The organism is Streptomyces sp. NBC_01433, assembly GCF_026340105.1.
Lineage (GTDB): Bacteria > Actinomycetota > Actinomycetes > Streptomycetales > Streptomycetaceae > Streptomyces.
In genome coordinates this window covers 826,888-844,864 of record NZ_JAPEPM010000001.1, presented here as the reverse complement: position 1 = coordinate 844,864, position 17,977 = coordinate 826,888, and the positions used below count along the sequence as shown (strand labels likewise).

Annotated in this window: 16 protein-coding genes and 2 tRNA genes; 9 read left to right on the top strand and 9 right to left on the bottom strand. The window is 70.2% G+C overall.

The window, feature by feature from the left end; all coding sequences use genetic code 11:
• The first annotated feature begins 53 nt into the window (after window positions 1-53).
• The 4 genes from OG413_RS03645 (at window position 54) to OG413_RS03630 (ending at window position 3,283) form a co-directional block, all read left to right on the top strand.
• Window positions 54-1,196, top strand: a complete 1,143-nt coding sequence (locus tag OG413_RS03645) for an SDR family oxidoreductase (RefSeq protein ID WP_266802963.1) — start codon at window positions 54-56, stop codon at window positions 1,194-1,196.
• Between the two features lie 121 nt (window positions 1,197-1,317).
• Entirely contained in the window at window positions 1,318-1,779 is a 462-nt protein-coding gene (locus tag OG413_RS03640) for a molybdenum cofactor biosynthesis protein MoaE (protein WP_266802962.1), read from the top strand.
• A 128-nt stretch (window positions 1,780-1,907) separates the two neighbouring features.
• Complete coding sequence (locus OG413_RS03635) at window positions 1,908-2,078, top strand: hypothetical protein (RefSeq protein WP_266802961.1); 171 nt, start codon at window positions 1,908-1,910, stop codon at window positions 2,076-2,078.
• 98 nt (window positions 2,079-2,176) lie between these two features.
• Window positions 2,177-3,283 (top strand): PDZ domain-containing protein, encoded by a 1,107-nt coding sequence (locus OG413_RS03630; RefSeq protein ID WP_266802960.1) that lies wholly within the window; start codon window positions 2,177-2,179, stop codon window positions 3,281-3,283.
• A gap of 120 nt (window positions 3,284-3,403) precedes the next feature.
• On the opposite strand, the gene OG413_RS03625 is transcribed toward OG413_RS03630, so the two are convergent.
• Window positions 3,404-3,964, bottom strand: a complete 561-nt coding sequence (locus tag OG413_RS03625) for a PPA1309 family protein (protein WP_266802959.1) — start codon at window positions 3,962-3,964, stop codon at window positions 3,404-3,406.
• A 136-nt stretch (window positions 3,965-4,100) separates the two neighbouring features.
• Here OG413_RS03625 and OG413_RS03620 point away from each other — a divergent pair, with 136 nt between their 5' ends.
• The 4 genes from OG413_RS03620 (at window position 4,101) to OG413_RS03605 (ending at window position 9,717) form a co-directional block, all read left to right on the top strand.
• Window positions 4,101-7,109 carry a UPF0182 family protein gene (locus OG413_RS03620; protein WP_266809869.1) on the top strand — a complete coding sequence of 1,003 codons (3,009 nt, stop codon included), beginning with the start codon at window positions 4,101-4,103 and terminating at the stop codon, window positions 7,107-7,109.
• Window positions 7,110-7,151: 42 nt separating this feature from the next.
• A tRNA-Met gene (locus OG413_RS03615) sits at window positions 7,152-7,225 on the top strand.
• A 221-nt stretch (window positions 7,226-7,446) separates the two neighbouring features.
• The gene (locus tag OG413_RS03610) at window positions 7,447-9,552 is read left to right on the top strand and encodes a tetratricopeptide repeat protein (protein ID WP_266802958.1); all 2,106 of its coding nucleotides are present in this window, start codon (window positions 7,447-7,449) and stop codon (window positions 9,550-9,552) included.
• Window positions 9,553-9,643: 91 nt separating this feature from the next.
• Window positions 9,644-9,717 (top strand) — tRNA-Met (locus OG413_RS03605).
• Between the two features lie 78 nt (window positions 9,718-9,795).
• Here the strand turns inward: OG413_RS03605 and OG413_RS03600 are convergent.
• The 4 genes from OG413_RS03600 to OG413_RS03585 form a co-directional block, all read right to left on the bottom strand.
• On the bottom strand, window positions 9,796-10,932 hold the full coding sequence (locus tag OG413_RS03600; protein ID WP_266802957.1) for an ABC transporter substrate-binding protein: 1,137 nt from the start codon (window positions 10,930-10,932) through the stop codon (window positions 9,796-9,798).
• Between the two features lie 35 nt (window positions 10,933-10,967).
• Window positions 10,968-11,840 (bottom strand): ABC transporter permease, encoded by an 873-nt coding sequence (locus OG413_RS03595; RefSeq protein ID WP_266802956.1) that lies wholly within the window; start codon window positions 11,838-11,840, stop codon window positions 10,968-10,970.
• Window positions 11,837-12,661 carry an ABC transporter ATP-binding protein gene (locus OG413_RS03590; protein WP_266802955.1) on the bottom strand — a complete coding sequence of 275 codons (825 nt, stop codon included), beginning with the start codon at window positions 12,659-12,661 and terminating at the stop codon, window positions 11,837-11,839. The genes OG413_RS03595 and OG413_RS03590 overlap by 4 nt, the downstream gene beginning before the upstream one ends.
• Before the next feature lie 221 nt (window positions 12,662-12,882).
• Window positions 12,883-13,302: a Fur family transcriptional regulator gene (locus OG413_RS03585; protein ID WP_266802954.1), complete on the bottom strand. Its 420-nt coding sequence runs from the start codon at window positions 13,300-13,302 to the stop codon at window positions 12,883-12,885.
• A gap of 152 nt (window positions 13,303-13,454) precedes the next feature.
• Between OG413_RS03585 and OG413_RS03580 the strand changes: the two genes are divergently transcribed.
• Window positions 13,455-14,927, top strand: coding sequence for a catalase (locus tag OG413_RS03580; protein WP_266809868.1), 1,473 nt, complete (start codon window positions 13,455-13,457; stop codon window positions 14,925-14,927).
• A gap of 75 nt (window positions 14,928-15,002) precedes the next feature.
• Here OG413_RS03580 and OG413_RS03575 read toward each other — a convergent pair whose 3' ends face one another.
• The 4 genes from OG413_RS03575 to rsgA all read right to left on the bottom strand — a co-directional run bounded on the left by OG413_RS03575 (window position 15,003) and on the right by rsgA (window position 17,977).
• Complete coding sequence (locus OG413_RS03575) at window positions 15,003-15,404, bottom strand: cyclic nucleotide-binding/CBS domain-containing protein (RefSeq protein WP_266802953.1); 402 nt, start codon at window positions 15,402-15,404, stop codon at window positions 15,003-15,005.
• 210 nt (window positions 15,405-15,614) lie between these two features.
• Window positions 15,615-16,415, bottom strand: a complete 801-nt coding sequence (gene hisN, locus OG413_RS03570) for a histidinol-phosphatase (protein WP_266802952.1) — start codon at window positions 16,413-16,415, stop codon at window positions 15,615-15,617.
• Between the two features lie 82 nt (window positions 16,416-16,497).
• The gene (locus OG413_RS03565; RefSeq protein WP_266802951.1) at window positions 16,498-16,821 is read right to left on the bottom strand and encodes a multidrug efflux SMR transporter; all 324 of its coding nucleotides are present in this window, start codon (window positions 16,819-16,821) and stop codon (window positions 16,498-16,500) included.
• 139 nt (window positions 16,822-16,960) lie between these two features.
• Window positions 16,961-17,977, bottom strand: coding sequence for a ribosome small subunit-dependent GTPase A (gene rsgA, locus OG413_RS03560; RefSeq protein ID WP_266802950.1), 1,017 nt, complete (start codon window positions 17,975-17,977; stop codon window positions 16,961-16,963).

The window sequence follows — 17,977 nt, the reverse complement described above, 5'->3', positions numbered from 1 at the left end:
GGTACGTACGCGTCATTCGGGTACGTACTGAAGACAACCGCTGGAGACGCCCGGTGAGTTCCCCAGATCCACAGGTTCGCGGAGCGCGAAACCTGACCGACCCCTCGCCCGAAAGCAAGCCCAGAAAAAATCGTTCCAAGAGCCGGGGCCCCGTCGTCGCGGTCACCGGCGCCGCGACCGGTATCGGTGAGCTGCTCACCGCGCACCTCGCCGCATCCGACGAGATCAAGCAGGTCATCGCCATCGACGAACGGCGTGGGGAGGTCTCCGAGGCGACCTGGCACATCCTGGACGTCCGGGACCCCGCCATCGCCGAGAAACTGCGCGGCGCGGACGTCGTGGTCCATCTGGCGCTCGATCTCGATCTGGAGACCGACCCCGCCGCCCGTACGGCGTACAACGTGCGCGGCACCCAGACCGTGCTGACGGCCGCCGCGGCCGTCGGCGTCCACCGGGTCGTGCTGTGCACCTCGGCGATGGTCTACGGGGCCCTGCCCGACAACGACATCCCGCTCGCCGAGGACGCCGAACTGCGCGCCACGGCGGAGGCCACCGGCGTCGGTGATCTGCTGGAGATCGAACGGCTCGGCCGCCGTGCGCCCCGGGCCCACCCCGGGCTCAACGTCACCGTTGTACGCCCCACCGTCCTGGTCGGCGGCACGGACACGGCGCTGACCCGCTACTTCGAGTCGCCCCGGCTGCTGGTTGTCGCCGGATCGCGTCCCACCTGGCAGTTCTGTCATGTGGACGACCTGGTCAGCGCCCTGGAGTACGCCGCCCTGGAGAAGATCGACGGCGAGTTCGCGGTCGGCTGCGACGGATGGCTGGAGCAGGAGGAGGTCGAGGAGCTCAGCGGCGTACGCCGGATGGAGCTGCCGTCCGCCGTCGCTCTCGGGGCCGCCGCCCGCCTGCACCGGATCGGCCTCACCCCCTCCCCGGCCGGTGACCTGGCGTACACCATGCATCCCTGGGTGGTCAGCGTGAGCCGGCTGCACGATGTCGGGTGGCGCCCGAAGTGGACCAACGAGGAGGTCCTGGGAGCCCTCCTCGAAGAGGTGGAAGGGCGTCACACGCTCGCCGGACGCCGACTGGGCCGCAAGGACGCCACCGCCGCGGGTGCCGCCGGTGCGACGGTCGCCCTGCTCGGTACGGCAGCCCTGGTCCGCCGCGCCCGCAAGGCCCGCCGTCGCATCTGATCGTCGTCGTCCCCTTCGGGGACGATCCACGGGCGCCTGTAGGAGGCTCCAACGCGACCGGCTGCCCACCGGTCGAACGCGCAATTCCGCGAGGTCGGTGCCGTGCGGCACCATGGGGGCCATGGCACGCACCCACGACCACCCCGGCGAGCAGGCCGCCCAGGACCCCATCCGGCTGCTGGCGATCCGGGACACCCCGCTGTCCGTCGACGAGATCTTCCGCGCCGTCGGGGACGACGCCGCGGGCGGCATCGCGCTCTTCGTCGGCACGGTGCGTAATCACGACAGCGGTCAGGACGTCGGCGCGCTCGGCTACTCCTGCCATCCGTCGGCCCAGGACGAGCTGCGCCGGGTGGCGGAGAAGGTCGTCGCCGACTTCCCGGTGCGCGCGCTGGCCGCGGTCCACCGGGTGGGTGAACTGGCGGTGGGCGATCTGGCGGTGGTCGTCGCCGTCTCCTGCCCGCACCGCGCGGAAGCCTTCGACGCCTGCCGCAAGCTGATCGACGACCTCAAGCACGAGGTTCCGATCTGGAAGCACCAGCGGTTCTCGGACGGTACGGAGGAGTGGGTGGGTGCCTGCTGAGCGCAAACCGGACCGGGTGGGATCAGCCCCGATTTGCGTAACCGCACCCCTGCCGTAAGCGTTGGACTTCCGGATCGTTAATCTGCTGATCGGTTACTTGCGGTCGCTCATGGGGTAAGGAGGCCGTCATGGCGGCACTCGCTTGGCTGCTGATTCCACTTTTCGCTGCTGTCGGCGCCGCGATATGGGGAAGCTGGGCCGCGCGTAACCGTACGACCGGCGACGTCTCCGAACTCGCCGGGTATGCCAGATTCCGTGATGCGATGGAGAAATCGCACTCCGGTTCCGACGTCCTCTGAGGCCGCTCGCCGCGTGACATCTTCCGCCGCCGCGCCCCCAGCCCCGTACGGACCGGCCCACGCGGTGCACTGACAGGCCCTTCCCGTACTGTCGTTCCATGCCACGCCGCACCGCGACGATGCTCGCCTCCACCCTCATCCTCATCGCGCTGCTCTGCGCCGGCGTGCTGATCAAAGTGCCGTACTCGGAGATGTCTCCCGGGCCGACCGTGAACACGCTCGGTGACGCACGTGGCGAGCCCGTACTGCACATCGCCGGTCGCAAGACGTACCCGACGTCGGGGCACCTCAACATGACGACGGTGCGCGTCACGGGCGCGGACTACAACATGAACATCGTCGAGGCCGTCTACGGCTGGCTGGCCCACGACAGCGTGGTCGTGCCGCACGACACCCTGTACCCCGACGGCAAGACCGAAGAGCAGTCGACCCAGGAGAACGCCGAGGAGTTCAGCCAGTCCCAGGAGAGCGCGAAGGTCGCCGCGCTGGAGGAGCTGGGCATCCCGGTGTCCTCGCGGGTGGTCGTCTCCACCGTGGTCAAGGACAGCCCGGCCCAGGGCAGGCTGCACGCGGGCGATGTGATCAAGGCCGTCGACGGCACCGTGGTCAAGGAGCCCGACGACGTCGCCAAGCTCGTCACCAAGCACGAGCCCGGCCAGGACGTCACGTTCACCGTCATCCCGGCCAAGGAGGCCGCCGCCGCCGAGAAGGCGGGCCGCGCCCCCGAGGGCAGCGAGAAGGTCACCGTCACGACGGAGAAGGCGCCCCCCACGCCGGAGGCCCCGAAGGAGAACCGCGCGATCGTCGGCATCAGGGCCGGAACGGACCACACGTTCCCGTTCGAGATCGACATCAAGCTCGCCGACGTGGGCGGCCCGAGCGCCGGTCTCATGTTCTCGCTGGGCATCATCGACAAGCTGACACCCGACAATCTGACGGGCGGCAAGTTCATCGCCGGCACCGGAACCATCGACGACAAGGGCACGGTCGGCCCGATCGGTGGCATCAACATGAAGCTGGTCGGCGCACGCAACGCGGGTGCGCGCTACTTCCTCACCCCGGACGACAACTGCGCCGCCGCGGCGTCCGACACCCCGAGCGGGCTCACGCTGGTCCGGGTGAAGACCCTCGACGACGCCAAGAAGTCGCTGGAGAAGATCCGGGCGGGGAAGACGGACGCGCTGCCGAGCTGCTCGGCAGGCTGACGGCCGCCCGCCCCACCCCTGAACGGAGCCGGTCCGGAACCCGTGGGTCCCGGACCGGAAGGCCTGGACCTGTGAGTCCCCGCCGGAGATCCGGGACTCGTGAGTCCCGGATCCGGGGGATCAGGACTCGAAGGTCGCCGCCAGCGCCTCGGCCAGCCCCGGGACCAGCCCCGCGCCGGTCAGGACCTCGGTGGGGGAGTCCTTCTCGCGCAGCCGTACGGCCGAGTCCCGCGCCCCGTCCCGCAGTACGGCCACGGTCATCCGCACCTCCTGCCGGTCCGGGTGCTTGGCGACCCACTTGGTCAGCTGCTTGTCACTGAGTCCTTCCGGTACGGATGCCTCGGCGGACGGCGGAAGCATCAGCCGCTCCACCGTCATGGCGCACCCGACCACGGAGTCGGGCCAGGCGATCGTGCCGAGGAAGTCGTCCAGCGCCGTGCCGGCGGGGAGCTCCTCCTGCTCGATGGGGGTGAGGGAAGCGGTCGTCGAACCGGTGTCGTCAAGACCGAGCTGGGCGGCGAGACCGGGCTCCTGGACCCGCAGCCGGGCGGTGTCGACAAGGGCGAACAGCCGGGCCGGCTGGTCCCAGCCGAGGGTGGAGGCGTAGGTGTCGATTTCGAGGACGGCGACGGTGAGGGGGCTCGCGGCCATCGGAGGGCCTGAGGGGGAAACGTTGGGCATGGTGAATATCCTGCCTCCTTCCGCCCCGGGAACGGGAACTAGGTAAAGCCTCAGTAAGTTGCTTAGGTGGGCTCTACGATCGCGGGGCCCGCTTCACACGACCGATGACTTCGAGGTGCGCACGTTGGCTTTCCAGATGCCGGACCGCGGCGGAGGCCCGACCGGGCCACGGATCAGAGTGGGCCGCCCGTCCCGGCGTGTCCGTACCCTGCTCATGACACTGGGCGTTCTGGCGGTTCTCGCCATGGCGTTCGTCATGTTCGCCGGGTTCTGGACGGACTGGCTCTGGTACCGGTCGGTGGCGTATTCGTCCGTCTTCACCACCACCCTGTGGACCAAGATCGGGCTGTTCCTCGTGTTCGGACTGCTGATGGCCCTCGCCATCGGCGTGAACATCTGGCTCGCGCACCGGCTCCGGCCGCCACTGAGCGCGATGTCGCTGGAGCAGCAGAGCCTGGACCGCTATCGCATGAGCGTCGCCCCCTACAAGAAGTGGGTACTGCTCGCGATCACCGCGCTCGTCGGACTGATCGCCGGAGCCTCCGCTTCCGGCCAGTGGCGTACGTGGCTGATGTACGTCAACGGCGTGTCGTTCGGGCAGAAGGACCCCCAGTTCAAGCTGGACGTGTCCTTCTACGCCTTCGACCTGCCGTGGTACCGCTTCCTGCTGGGCTTCGGCTTCGCGGCGACGGTGCTCGCGCTGATCGCCGCCGCGCTGACCCACTACCTGTACGGCGGGCTGCGGATCACCAGCCCCGGCGCGCGGGCGACGGGTGCGGCCACCGGCCATCTCTCGGTGCTGCTCGGCATCTTCGTCTCCCTGAAGGCCGTGGCCTACTGGCTCGACCGGTACGGCCTGGCCGTGAAGTCCAGTGACTTCAAGGCCACGGACAACTGGACGGGCCTGCGGTACGTCGACGCGAACGCCTACCTTCCGGCGAAGACCATCCTGTTCTGCATCGCCGCGATCTGCGCCGTGCTGTTCTTCGCGACGCTGTGGCGGCGCACCTGGCAGCTGCCGGTGATCGGCTTCGGCCTGATGGTGCTCTCGGCGATCCTGATCGGCGGGCTCTACCCGGCGATCGTGCAGAAGTTCCAGGTCCAGCCGAACGAGCAGGCCAAGGAAGCACCGTTCATCCGGAAGAACATCGATGCGACGCGGGACGCGTACGACATCGATGACGCCCAGGTCGACGACTACGCGGGCAAGGCCACCACGACCGACGACACCAAGCTGCGCGCGAGCGCGGACGCGGCGGCCAGTTACCGGGTGATGGACCCCAACGTCGTCTCCCCGGCCTTCCAGCAGCTCCAGCAGAAGAGGAACTACTACCAGTTCCCCAAGACCCTGGACGTCGACCGCTACAAGGGCAAGGACGGCAAGGAGCAGGACACCGTCATCGGCCTGCGCGAGCTCAACCTCCAGGGCCTGCCCAAGCGGAACTGGATCAACGACCACTTCACGTACACCCACGGCTACGGCGCCATCGCGGCCCGGGGCACCACCACGGGTACGAACCCGGCGGGCTCCCCGGACTTCACCGAGTCGGGTCTGCCCGCCAGCGGCGATCTGGGCAAGTACGAGCAGCGGATCTACTACGGCGAGAAGACCGAGCAGTACTCCATCGTCGGCGGGCCCCAGAAGGAGCTCGACTACGAGGAGGACGGCGAGAAGACCACCAGCTACAAGGGCAACAGCGGGGTCAGTCTCTCCAGCGCGTTCAACCGCGCCGCCTACGCGGTCTCCTTCAGCGAGCCGCAGATCCTGTACTCGGGAGCGATCGGCGAGGGCTCGCGGATCCTGTACAACCGCACGCCCAAGGAGCGGGTCGAGGCGGTCGCCCCGTGGCTGACCATCGACGGTGACGCCTATCCGGCGGTCGTCGACGGACGCATCCAGTGGGTCGTCGACGCGTACACCACGACGAACGGCTACCCGTACGCCTCGCGTACGACGCTCGGTGACACCACGGCCGACTCGCTGACCACCAACCAGCGCGCGGTCGTCGCCCAGCAGAACCAGGTCAACTACATCCGTAACTCGGTGAAGGCGACCGTCGACGCGTACGACGGCAAGGTCAAGCTCTACGAGTGGGACACCAAGGACCCGGTGCTCAAGACCTGGCGCAAGGCGTTCCCCGGGACCGTGAAGTCCCGCGCGGACATCCCTCAGGAACTGATGGACCATCTGCGGTACCCGCAGGACCTGTTCAAGGTCCAGCGCGAGCTGCTCACCCGCTACCACGTCCAGGACCCCGCTCAGTTCTACAGCGGCAGTGACGCGTGGCAGGTGCCGGACGACCCGACCAACAAGGAGCCGGGAGCCGTTCCGCCGTACTACCTGAGCATGAAGATGCCGGGGCAGGACGCGCAGAAGTTCTCGCTGACCACCACGTTCACTCCGAAGGGACGCCCCGACCTGGGGGCGTTCATGGCGGTGGACGCGGACGCGGCCAGCAAGGACTACGGCACCATCAGGCTGTTGCGGGTCACCACCACGGTGAAGGGCCCGGGGCAGGTACAGAGTGAGCTCAACGGCAACGACGACGTCGCCGAGTTCGTGAGAAACCTCAAGGGCACCGACTCCGACATCGAGTACGGCAATCTGCTCACCGTGCCGCTCGAAGGGGGCTTCCTCTACATCGAGCCGGTCTACACGCGCGGTGGTACGCAGAACTACCCGCTGCTGCGCAAGGTTGCCGCCTCGTACGGATCGAAGATCGTCTTCGAGAACAGTCTCGGGGAGGCGCTCAACGCGGTCTTCGGGGTCGAGGGTGATACGACGACTCCGCCGACCGAACCCACCCAGCCACCGGGTGACACCACCAAGCCCCCGGTCACCGGGAGCGCCGCTCTGAAGCAGGCCATCGCGGATGCCCAGAAGGCGTACACCGAGGGCGAGACGGCCCTGAAGGAACAGGACTGGACCGCCTACGGCAAGGCTCAGGCGGCCCTGGAGGAAGCCCTCCAGCGGGCGGCGGCGGCCCAGCCCAAGGCCGGCAGTCAGGCCGACAAGCCCGCGTCCGGTTCGGACAAGCCCGCGTCCGGTTCGGACAAGCCGGGCAGCGACGCCGACAAGGCGGGCGACCAGGCCGACAAGGCCGATGCGAAGGGCATCGACCAGGTCAGCGACCAGGGCAGCTGAGAAAGACCCACCCCGCGTCGTGGTACTGTTTGAACACAACGACGCGGGGTGGAGCAGCTCGGTAGCTCGCTGGGCTCATAACCCAGAGGTCGCAGGTTCAAATCCTGTCCCCGCTACTGAAAAACGAAGGCCCGGATCCATGGGATCCGGGCCTTCGTCATGTCATCAGATCCCGCATCAGACTTTCTCGTGTGGTGGGCGTGAAGTGCGGTTCGCTGGGCACGAGTTGGACTTGGACGTGTTTGACTTGTCTCCCTGTGGGCATGTCGACAAAACGCTGAAGTGACCTAACTGGCCGCGATATTCCAGGTGTACGCGGGTTGCGGGTGGTGCGACGATGGTATTTATGGGGGACAGGGCAACTCTGTTGGAGACAGGGCGGTTTGTGCAGCGTCGCGGCTATGGGACCGAGAAGGCAGCAGATGCGGCATTTGCTGCTGCCGTGACCGGGTCGGCCGGAGCTGTGGGCAGGACGAATATCGGAAGCACCGAAAGCACCGCCCGTGCCGCGGGCACCTTCGAAGCAGCCGGTGCAGCCGGTGACGCCGTGGACAACGTCGGCACCACGGACGCGATGGACGCGGCGGACAGCGCCGAGAGCGAGGCGCGCCACCGCCGTGCCGCCGACGCCGGGGACACGGCGTCGATGAGCGTGCTGGGCGCACTGCTGCTGCGCCGCGGAGACCTGGACAGCGCCGAGACCTATCTGCGTGCGGCCACCGCCGAGGGCGACCGGGCCGCCGCCAACAATCTGGGCGTCCTCCTCCACCAGCGCGGCTACCCCGACGAGGCCGCCGGATGGTGGCGCGTCGCCGCCGTCGCCGGCTCCGCGGCCGCCGCGCACGCGCTCGGCCGCCACTTCCGTGAGCGCGGCGACGAGCCCGGCGCCGAGTACTGGCTGCGCCAGTCCGCCGAGCAGGGGCACGCGCTGGGCGCCTACGCCCTGGCCGACCTCCTGGAGCACCGCAGCGACGTCGGCGCGGAGCGCTGGCTGCGCGCCGCCGCCGAGCAGGGGCACCGGGAGGCCGCGTACCGCCTCGCCCGCACCCTGGAGCGGAACGCAGTCGAGGACCCGCACGACGCCTTCGGCCTCGGCCGGGGATCGGGACCCGGCGCGGCGCGGCGCGCTCTCGCGGCCTCCGGCTCCGACACGCTCGCGGGCCGCGTTCCCACGTCGCCCGGTGCTCCGGGCCGCCGTGCGGGCGACGGCCCCGTGGCGGGTCCGGCCGCCGGACGCGTGGGCGAGGCCGAGCAGTGGTACCGGCAGGCCGCCGCGCGCGGTCACCGGCGCGCGGCCCTGCACCTCGGCGCGATCCTGGAACAGCGCGGCGAGCTCAAGGAGGCCGGTCGCTGGTACCTCACCTCCGCCAAGGACGGCGAGCCGCGCGCCGCCTGCGCCCTCGGTTTCCTGCTGCGCGACGCGGGCGACGAGGAGAGCGCGGCCGTGTGGTGGCTGCGCGCCGCCCAGGACGGCGACGGCAACGCCGCCAACGCCCTGGGCGCGCTGCATGCCGCCCGCGGTGAGCAGCAGACCGCCGAGCGCTGGTACCGGGCCGCTATGGACGCGGGCGACGTCAACGGCGCGTACAACCTCGGGCTGCTCTGCGCGGCCCAGGACCGCACGCCGCAGGCCGAGCAGTGGTACCGCCGCGCCGCCTACGCCGGACACCGTGAGGCCGCCAACGCCCTGGCCGTGCTGCTGCTCCAGGCCGGGGACCACACCGGGGCCGAGCCCTGGTTCTCCAAGGCGGCCGAGGCGGGCAGCGTGGACGCCGCCTTCAACCTCGGCATCCTGCACGCCGGACGGGACGAGGACCGCACGGCACTGGGCTGGTACCAGCGGGCCGCCGCGGCCGGGCACATCGACGCCGCGCTCCAGGTCGGCATGGCTCTGCTGCGCGAGGGCGAGGAGCAGGAGGCCGAGCGCCACCTGCGCTGCGCCGCGGGCGGTGGCAGTGCCGAGGCCGCCTTCCGGCTGGCCGGGGTCCTGGACTCGCGGCAGCCGCCGCCCGGCCCCCCGGCGCTCGGCGAGCCGATGCCGGAGAAGACCGAGTGCGAGGAGTGGTACGAGCGGGCCGCCCAGCAGGGCCACCGCCGTGCACAGGTCCGGGTCGGGATGCTCGCCGCCGCCCGCGGTGACGTGGACAGCGCCGCGCACTGGTACCGGGAGGCCGCCGAGGCGGGCAGCCGCAACGGCGCGTTCAACCTCGGACTGCTGCTCGCCCGTGAGGGCAGCGAGCGCGAGGCCGCCCTGTGGTGGAGCCGTGCCGCGAACGCCGGTCATGGCCGTGCCGCACTGCGCCTGGCCCTGCTCGCCGCCCGCCGGGGCGAGCTCGCCGAGGGGCAGCGCTGGTGCGCCCGTGCCGTCGAGCTGGGCCCGGCGGAGGTCGCCGAGCGGGCGGCCCGGCTGCGCGAGGCGCTGCACCAGGAGCTCACCGCGTAGCACCGCCCTCCCCGTTCTCGCCGTGCCCTCGGTGCGGCGGTCGAGTGAATTTGCGCTGGTCGGCGGGGTGACGTAGTGTTGCATTCATCGACGCGGGGTGGAGCAGCTCGGTAGCTCGCTGGGCTCATAACCCAGAGGTCGCAGGTTCAAATCCTGTCCCCGCTACTGAAGGCAGAGGCCCGGATCCTTTCAAGGATCCGGGCCTCTGTCGTGTGCGGAAGCGGGCGCCGGCACAGGGCCCGCTCAGTCCTGGTGGCCGACGGCCTCCCCGTACAGCGCACGGTCCACGGCCTTCTCCTCCGGCACCGGAGCGCCGTCCAGCACCCCCGCGTCCCGGTACGCCCGCTGCAGCCGGTCCGTCGTGCCCTCGCGGATCTCCCAGTCCATCCGCATCGAGGGCGTCGACCGCAGCACCGGCTCGCCGGTCCTCATCAGCTTCGCGAGGGTGGAGACGAAGGCGGGGTCGGCCTTGTAGTCCCCGGCGAAGTAGGTGTTCACGGTCCTGATGTAGGCCCGCAGGAACGCGACGCCCGCGTCCGGGTCCTTGTTCAGCAGGGTCGGCCCGAAGAGCAGGCCGCCCAGTGGTTCACCGAGCGGCTGACCGCCCAGGAACGCGTACTTGCCGTCGCCGTCGACCTTGCGCCAGACCGGGTCGAGCAGCCAGGCGGAATCCACGCCGCCGTTGCGCAGGGCGGTCAGCACATCAGCGGATCCGAGCTGCTGGAAGGCGATCCTGTCCAGACCGCCGCCGTGCTTCTTCAGGGAGGTGGCCATCGGGTACATGATCACCGAGCCCTTGCCGATCATGGTGCCGAGCCGCCGCCCCGCCATGTCGACCCGGTCGGCGCTCTCGCCGTCCTTGAGCCGTACCCACAGGCCGCTGCGGGAGGTGGCGGCGGGGGAGAAGTTCCCGGCCACCCACTTGATGGCGAAGCCGCCGTTGATGCCGTTCATCACGGCTGCCTCGGGAGCCGCCCACTGGGCGTCCACATCGCCACGGGCCAGCAACGGCAGGGCGTCCGGTGTCGGCAGTACCTTCAGCCGGACGTCCAGGCCCTCCTTCGCGAACTCGCCCTGGGTGACCGCGACCTGGAGCGGCGCGACGTACTCCGCGCTCAGTGTCCCGGTGGCCACGGTGATCGTCCGCTTCTTCTTCAGCGGCTGCGGGGCGGGCGCGCCCTTGTCGCAGCGCGCCGGTTCACGGTCGGGCGCGCGGTCGGCCGGGTCACTCCAGGCGGCCGGGCCGCAGCCCGCGACGGGCTTGACGGTGCGGGGCGCCCGGGGGGCGTCGTCGCCCGCGGTGCCGCCCCCGGCGCAGGCGGTCGCCGTGAGCAGGGACGCCGCCAGGAGTACGGCGGTGCAGGTGGACGGGATACGCACAGTGCCTCCGTACGAGAGGGGGAGAGGGCGGCGGTTCACGACTGCCCGCGGCCGCGGTCGCGTGGCGCCCAGGGGGTGAGCAGCCGCCCGGCGATCCGTACCAGCTCGGAGAAGACGACCCCGAGCACGGCCACGCAGACGATCCCGACGAACATCACGTCGTTCTGGAAGAGCGCCCGGGAGTCGAAGATCAGATGGCCGAGCCCGTCGGCCGCCGCGATCTGCTCGGACGCGACGATGACCAGCACCGCGACGCCTGCCGCGATCCGCGCGCCGACCAGGACGGCGGGCAGCGAGGCGGGCAGCAGCACATGCCGGAACATCTGCCAGGGCGAGGCGCCGAAGACCCGCCCGGCGTCGCGGTGACCGGCCGGGACGGCGAGGACGGCCGCCATGGTGGAGATCCAGACGAAGAAGAAGACGGTGGCGGCGACCAGCGCGATCTGCGGACCTTCACCGAGGCCGAACATATTGAGGAAGACCGGCAGGAGCGCCAGCTTCGGTACGACGTAGAGCGCGTCCAGCAACGGTTCCAGCGCCGCCCGTACGAGAGCGAGCGAGCCCATCAGCAGCCCGAGCGCGTATCCGGCGGCCGTGCCGATCGCGTAGCCGCCGAGGACCCGCTTGAGGGTGGCCCACACGTCGGGCCACAGCTCCCCGTCGGCGGCCCGGTCCCAGCCGTCGGCGGCGATGGTGGAGGGCGCCGGATACACCCGCGCGTCGATCCAGGACCGCGCGGCGGCCAGTTGCCACAGCAGGACGAGCACCAGCGGTACGGCGACGGCGAGCGCCACCTCCAGGGTGCGGCGCCTGCGGTGGGTGCGGCCGGGGCGCAGCTCGCGCGGTCCGGGGCGGCGGACGAGGACGTCGTCGCGGGTGCGCGGCGCGGTCTTCACGGAAGCGCTCATGCCGGGACCGCCTCCCTGCGTACCTCGCCGCGCAGTACGTCCCACAACTCGGCCTTCAGCGCGGTGAATTCGGTGGTCGCCCGGATGTCCGCGGTGCGTGGACGGTCGAAGGGCGGGCGGTGCTCGGCGATGATCCGGCCCGGCCGGGCGGACATCACCAGCACCCGGTCGCCGAGCAGGATGGCCTCTTCGAGGCTGTGGGTGATGAAGAGCACGGTGGTACGGGTGGTCTGGGTGAGGTCCAGCAGCTCGTCCTGGAGGATCGTGCGCAACTGGGCGTCGAGCGCGGCGAAGGGCTCGTCCATCAGCAGCATCTCGGGTTCCACGGCGAGTGCCCGCGCGATCGCCACCCGCTGCCGCATCCCGCCCGAGAGCGCCGCCGGGTAGGCGTCGGCGAACTCGGACAGTCCCATTCTGGCCAGCCAGTCCCGGGCCCTGGCGTCGGCCTCCCTGCGGGGGACGCGCTGGATGTCGAGGCCGAAGCGAACGTTGGCGAGGACGTTCTTCCAGTCGTAGATCCCGTAGTCCTGGAAGATCATCGCGGCCGGCCGGGGCGATGCCGTGCGGATCTCCAGCTCGCCCGCGCTGGGGCGCAGCAGTCCGGCGGCTATCCGCAGCAGTGTGGATTTGCCGCAGCCGGACGGGCCGACGAGACAGGTGAACTCGCCCGGTGCGATCTCGATGTCCACCGGGCCGAGGGCGGGCAGCGCGTGGGCGCCGCGCCCGAAGGAGCGGGCCAGTCCACGGGCACGGAGCTTGGGCGGTACGGGGGCGGGGGCGGGTGTTCCGGGCGGAGGTGGGGTCGGGTGCGCAGCTCCCACGGGTCTCTCCTCGTGTCCATCGAGGTGCGGATCCACCGCGTGTGACGCAGGTGACAAGAGCGGCAGGGGAGTCACGGGTGCCGTGGGGCGTCACAGGTGTCACTGGCGGGGGCGATCACCGCCGACGATATGACGACCCGTCAGATTCGGGAAGGGGGTACGCGAAAGCCCCGGCACGCGTCGCGCCGGGGCTTCGTCGATGGGTCTGTGCGGCCGAGGGGTCAGGCCGTACCGGCACAGTTCGGGCAGATGCCGCGGTACGTCACCTCGACGCCGGAGACCGTGAAGCCGAACCGCTCGTCGGCCGACAGGTCCGCGAGCGGGTTGCCCGAGGGGTGGACGTCGCGGATGGTGCCGCACCGCGCGCAGACCAGGTGGTGGTGGGGGCGGTGGGCGTTCGGGTCGTAGCGCTTGGCCCGGCGGTCGGTGGAGACCTCCAGGACCTCACCCAGGGACACCATCTCGCCCAGGGTGTTGTACACGGTGGCCCGGGAGATCTCGGGAAGCCGGTCGACGGCCCTCGCGTGCACCTCGTCCGCCGTCAGGTGGACATGGTCCCCGTCGAGGACCTCGGCCACGACACGCCGCTGCGCCGTCATGCGCCAGCCGCGTCCTCGGAGTCGTTCCAGCAGGTCACTCATGGGATTCAGCCTAACAGTGAGGGGACCGTGTTCCGAATAGATGTGACTTTGGATGTTCGCTTGACTTAGACAAAGTCCATCGTAGGATCGAGAACGGCATACGCCAAGGGACAGGCTGTGCGGGACATCGACAGATGACGAATGTGCAGGACATGACGCAGGAGGCGCACGTGACGCAGGGACCGCTCACCACGGAGGCCGGCGCGCCGGTAGCCGACAATCAGAACAGCGAGACCGCTGGCGTCGGCGGACCGGTTCTCGTCCAGGACCAGGCGCTGCTGGAGAAGCTCGCCCACTTCAACCGGGAGCGCATCCCGGAGCGCATCGTGCACGCCCGCGGTGCCGGTGCCTACGGCACGTTCACGCTGACCCGGGACGTCTCGCAGTGGACGCGGGCGAAGTTCCTCTCCGAGGTCGGCAAGCAGACCGAGACGTTCCTGCGCTTCTCGACCGTCGCGGGCAACCTCGGATCGGCCGACGCCGTGCGCGACCCGCGCGGCTTCGCGCTGAAGTTCTACACCGAAGAGGGCAACTACGACCTCGTCGGCAACAACACCCCGGTGTTCTTCATCAAGGACGCCATCAAGTTCCCCGACTTCATCCACACCCAGAAGCGCGACCCGTACACCGGCTCGCAGGAGGCCGACAACGTCTGGGACTTCTGGGGTCTGTCGCCCGAGTCGACGCACCAGGTGACCTGGCTCTTCGGTGACCGCGGCATCCCGGCCACGCTGCGCCACATGAACGGGTACGGCTCGCACACGTACCAGTGGAACAACGAGGCCGGTGAGGTCTTCTGGGTCAAGTACCACTTCAAGACCGACCAGGGCATCAAGAACCTCACCCAGGACGAGGCCAACAAGCTCGCCGGTGAGGACCCGGACAGCCACCAGCGCGATCTGCGCGAGTCGATCGAGCGCGGCGAGTTCCCGTCCTGGACCGTGCAGATCCAGGTCATGCCCGCCGCGGAGGCGGCCACGTACCGCTTCAACCCGTTCGACCTGACCAAGGTGTGGCCGCACGAGGACTACCCGCCGATCGAGATCGGGAAGCTGGAGCTCAACCGCAACCCGGAGAACGTCTTCGCGGAGACCGAGCAGTCGATCTTCAGCCCCGCGCACTTCGTGCCGGGCATCGGGCCGTCCCCGGACAAGATGCTCCAGGGCCGTCTCTTCGCGTACGGCGATGCCCACCGCTACCGCGTCGGCATCAACGCCGACCACCTGCCGGTGAACCGCCCGCACGCCACCGAGGCGCGTACCAACAGCCGTGACGGCCATCTGTACGACGGCCGCCACAAGGGCGCGAAGAACTACGAGCCGAACAGCTTCGGCGGGCCGAACCAGACGGACCGGCCGCTGTGGCAGCCGGTTCCGGTCACCGGTCCCACGGGCAACCACGAGGCGGTGAGCCACGCGGAGGACAGCGACTTCGTGCAGGCCGGAAACCTCTACCGGCTCTACTCCGAGGACGAGAAGGTCCGGCTGATCGACAACCTCGCCGGGTTCATCGCCAAGGTCTCGCGCGACGACATAGCCGAGCGCGCGGTCAACAACTTCCGCCAGGCGGACGGTGACTTCGGCAAGCGGCTGGAAACCGCGGTCCAGGCCCTGCGCGGCCAGTAGGACGCTTGTCGTGGACGGTGGGCCGGATTCCCCTCGGGGGCTCCGGCCCGTCGGCCGTTTCCGGGCGGGCCGGCCTCAGCCCACCAGGCCGGCCGTGCGGCGCCTGGCCGGTGCCCAGCAGCGGATGATGTCGCGCACCGAGACGATGCCCACCGGGCCGGCGCCGTCCAGCACGATCAGATGGCGGAACCCGCCGTGCGTCATGGCTTCCGCGGCCTCCTCCAGCGTCCAGACGGGGGCGGCGTACACCACGTTGTCGGTGGTGTGGGCGGACGCGGTCTCCACATCGGGGTTCTGCCCCGAGGCGATCGCGTCGAGGATGTCGCGCTCGGTGATGATGCCGAGCCCGCAGGTGTCCGGGTCGTGGACGACGGCTGCCCCGACGCGGCGGGCCGACATCAGCCGGGCGGCCTGGCGGAGCGTATGGGTGGGGCCGATGGTCAGGACCATCGTGCTCATGGCGTCGCGGACGAGCATGACGGGAGCCACCTCCTTCGTGAGCCGGCCCTGTGAGCCGATTCACAAGTTCACAAGTGGGGGGACTCTCAGAGTTGCACCCTTGGGGCGAGTCAACAAGGGCTGGGTGAAGAACGGCTGTGGGGCGGGCAAAAACCCGCCCCACGCGCCCCGGCCGCCCCGGTGGTGACCGGCACCGCCCCGATGGTGACCGGCGGCGGGGGTGAGCCCCTAGTACCGCTGGTTGAGGTAGCCCAGCAGTTCGTGGTGGAGCAGCCCGTTGGAGGCGGCCGCGTTGCCGCCGCCCGGACCGGAGGCCCCGTCCAGGCTCGTGAAGAGCCCGCCAGCCTCCTGCACGATGATCGCGTTCGCCGCCATGTCCCACAGGGAGAGCTCGGGCTCGGCGGCGATGTCCACGGAACCCTCGGCGACCATCATGTACGGCCAGAAGTCCCCGTACCCACGGGTCCGCCAGCAGGCCCGGGTGAGGTCCATGAACCCGTCCAGCCGGCCCTGCTCCTCCCAGCCGCTCAGTGAGGCGTACGCGAACGAGGCGTCCGCGATCCGCTCCACCTTCGACACCTTCAGACGGGTCGCCGAGGTGAGGCTGCGGCCGGAGAACGCTCCCGCGCCCTTCGCCGCCCACCAGCGACGGCTCAGCGCGGGCGCCGAGACCACCCCGACCACCGGCTGGAAGCCGTCCTCGCCCGCCTCCATCAGCGAGATCAGCGTCGCCCAGACGGGTACACCGCGCACGTAGTTCTTGGTGCCGTCGATCGGGTCGATCACCCAGCGCCGAGGTCCGGTGCCCTCCAGCCCGTACTCCTCGCCCAGAATCGCGTCGCGCGGGCGGGCCCGGTGGAGGTGGCCGCGGATCAGCTCCTCGGCGGCCTTGTCGGCCTCGCTCACCGGCGTCATGTCCGGCTTGGTCTCCACCTTCAGGTCGAGAGCCTTGAACCGGTCCATCGTCGCCGCGTCGGCGGCGTCCGCCAGTACATGGGCGAGGCGCAGATCATCGTGGTAATCGGGCATGTCGTCACAGTATCCACCGGCGACCCGGCAGGGCTACAGCGCCCCTGACCGGTGGTCCGGGCGGGGGCCGCCAGGAGCGGGGTCAGTGCGAGGAGCCGGACAGCTGGAGGCCGATCACGCCCACGATCACCAGCGAGATCGAGACCAGTTTCAGCGTCGAGACGATGTCGTCGAGGAAGATCATTCCGTAGATCGCCGTACCGGCCGCGCCGATTCCGGTCCACACCGCGTACGCGGGACCGACATCGAGCTTCTTCAGTGCCAGCGTCAGCAGCCCGAAACTGCCGAGCGCGAACGCACAGAACGCGATCGTCGGCCAGAGCCGGGTGAATCCATGGCTGAGCTTCAGACACACGGCGAAGCCGGTCTCCAGCAGTCCTGCGACCACGACCAGCAGCCACGCCATCGTCAGTTGCCTCCCACGTAGGTGACGCCTTCGTCCCGCTCGGTGCGATTATGCCTTTACCAGTCCTTGGGGACCCGCAAACGTGCGTAAGTCGCGCGGCGCGGAACCGGCCCGGTCCGGACCGGGCCGGAGAAGGGCCTCAGTCGCCCTCGCGCCGCTCCCGTGTGGCGAGCAGCCGCCGCAGCGAGTACAGCCGCGCCGGATCGGCGTGCCCCTCGGCCACCCAGGCGTCCAGCGCGCATTCCGGTTGGTCCTCGTCGTGGGTGCAGCCGCGCGGGCAGTTCTCGGTGCCGGGCTCCAGGTCGGGGAACGCGTTGATGACGCGTGACGGGTCGACGTGGTGCAGCCCGAAGGAGCGCACGCCGGGGGTGTCCACCACCCAGCCCCGGCCGCCGGGGAGCGGCAGCGCGAGCGCCGATGTGGTGGTGTGCCGGCCGCGCCCGGTGACCGCGTTGACGACACCGGTCGTCCGCCGCCGGTCCTTCGGGACGAGGGCGTTGACCAGGGTGGTCTTCCCCACGCCGGAGTGCCCGACGAACGCGGTGATCCGGTCGTTCAGCTGCTCGCGCACCAGGTCGGCCGCGCCGCCGCTCTCCAGCTCCTCGCGGCTGGTGACGATGTACGGGACACCGAGCGGCGTATAGGTCTCCAGCAGCTTGTCCGGCGAGGCCAGGTCGGACTTGGTGAGCACCAGGAGCGGGGTGAGCCCGCCGTCGTACGCCGCCACCAGACAGCGGTCGATCATGCGCGGACGGGGTTCCGGATCGGCGAGCGCGGTGACGATCGCCAGCTGGTCGGCATTGGCGACGACCACCCGCTCGTACGGGTCGTCGTCGTCCGCGGTCCGCCGGAGCACCGAGCGGCGCTCACCGATGCGGACGATGCGGGCGAGGGTGTCCTTGTCGCCGGACAGGTCGCCGACGATGGAGACGGTGTCGCCCACCACGGCGGCCTTGCGGCCCAGCTCGCGGGCCTTCATCGCCATCACCGTGCGGCCGTCGACGAGACAGGTGAGCCTGCCCCGGTCGACGGTGAGGACCATGCCGTCCTGGGCGTCCTCGTGCTTGGGGCGGGTGTGCGTACGGGGCCGGTTGCCCTTGCGGTTGGGGCGGACGCGGATGTCGTCCTCGTCGGGGTTCTTGCCGTAGCGGCGCAT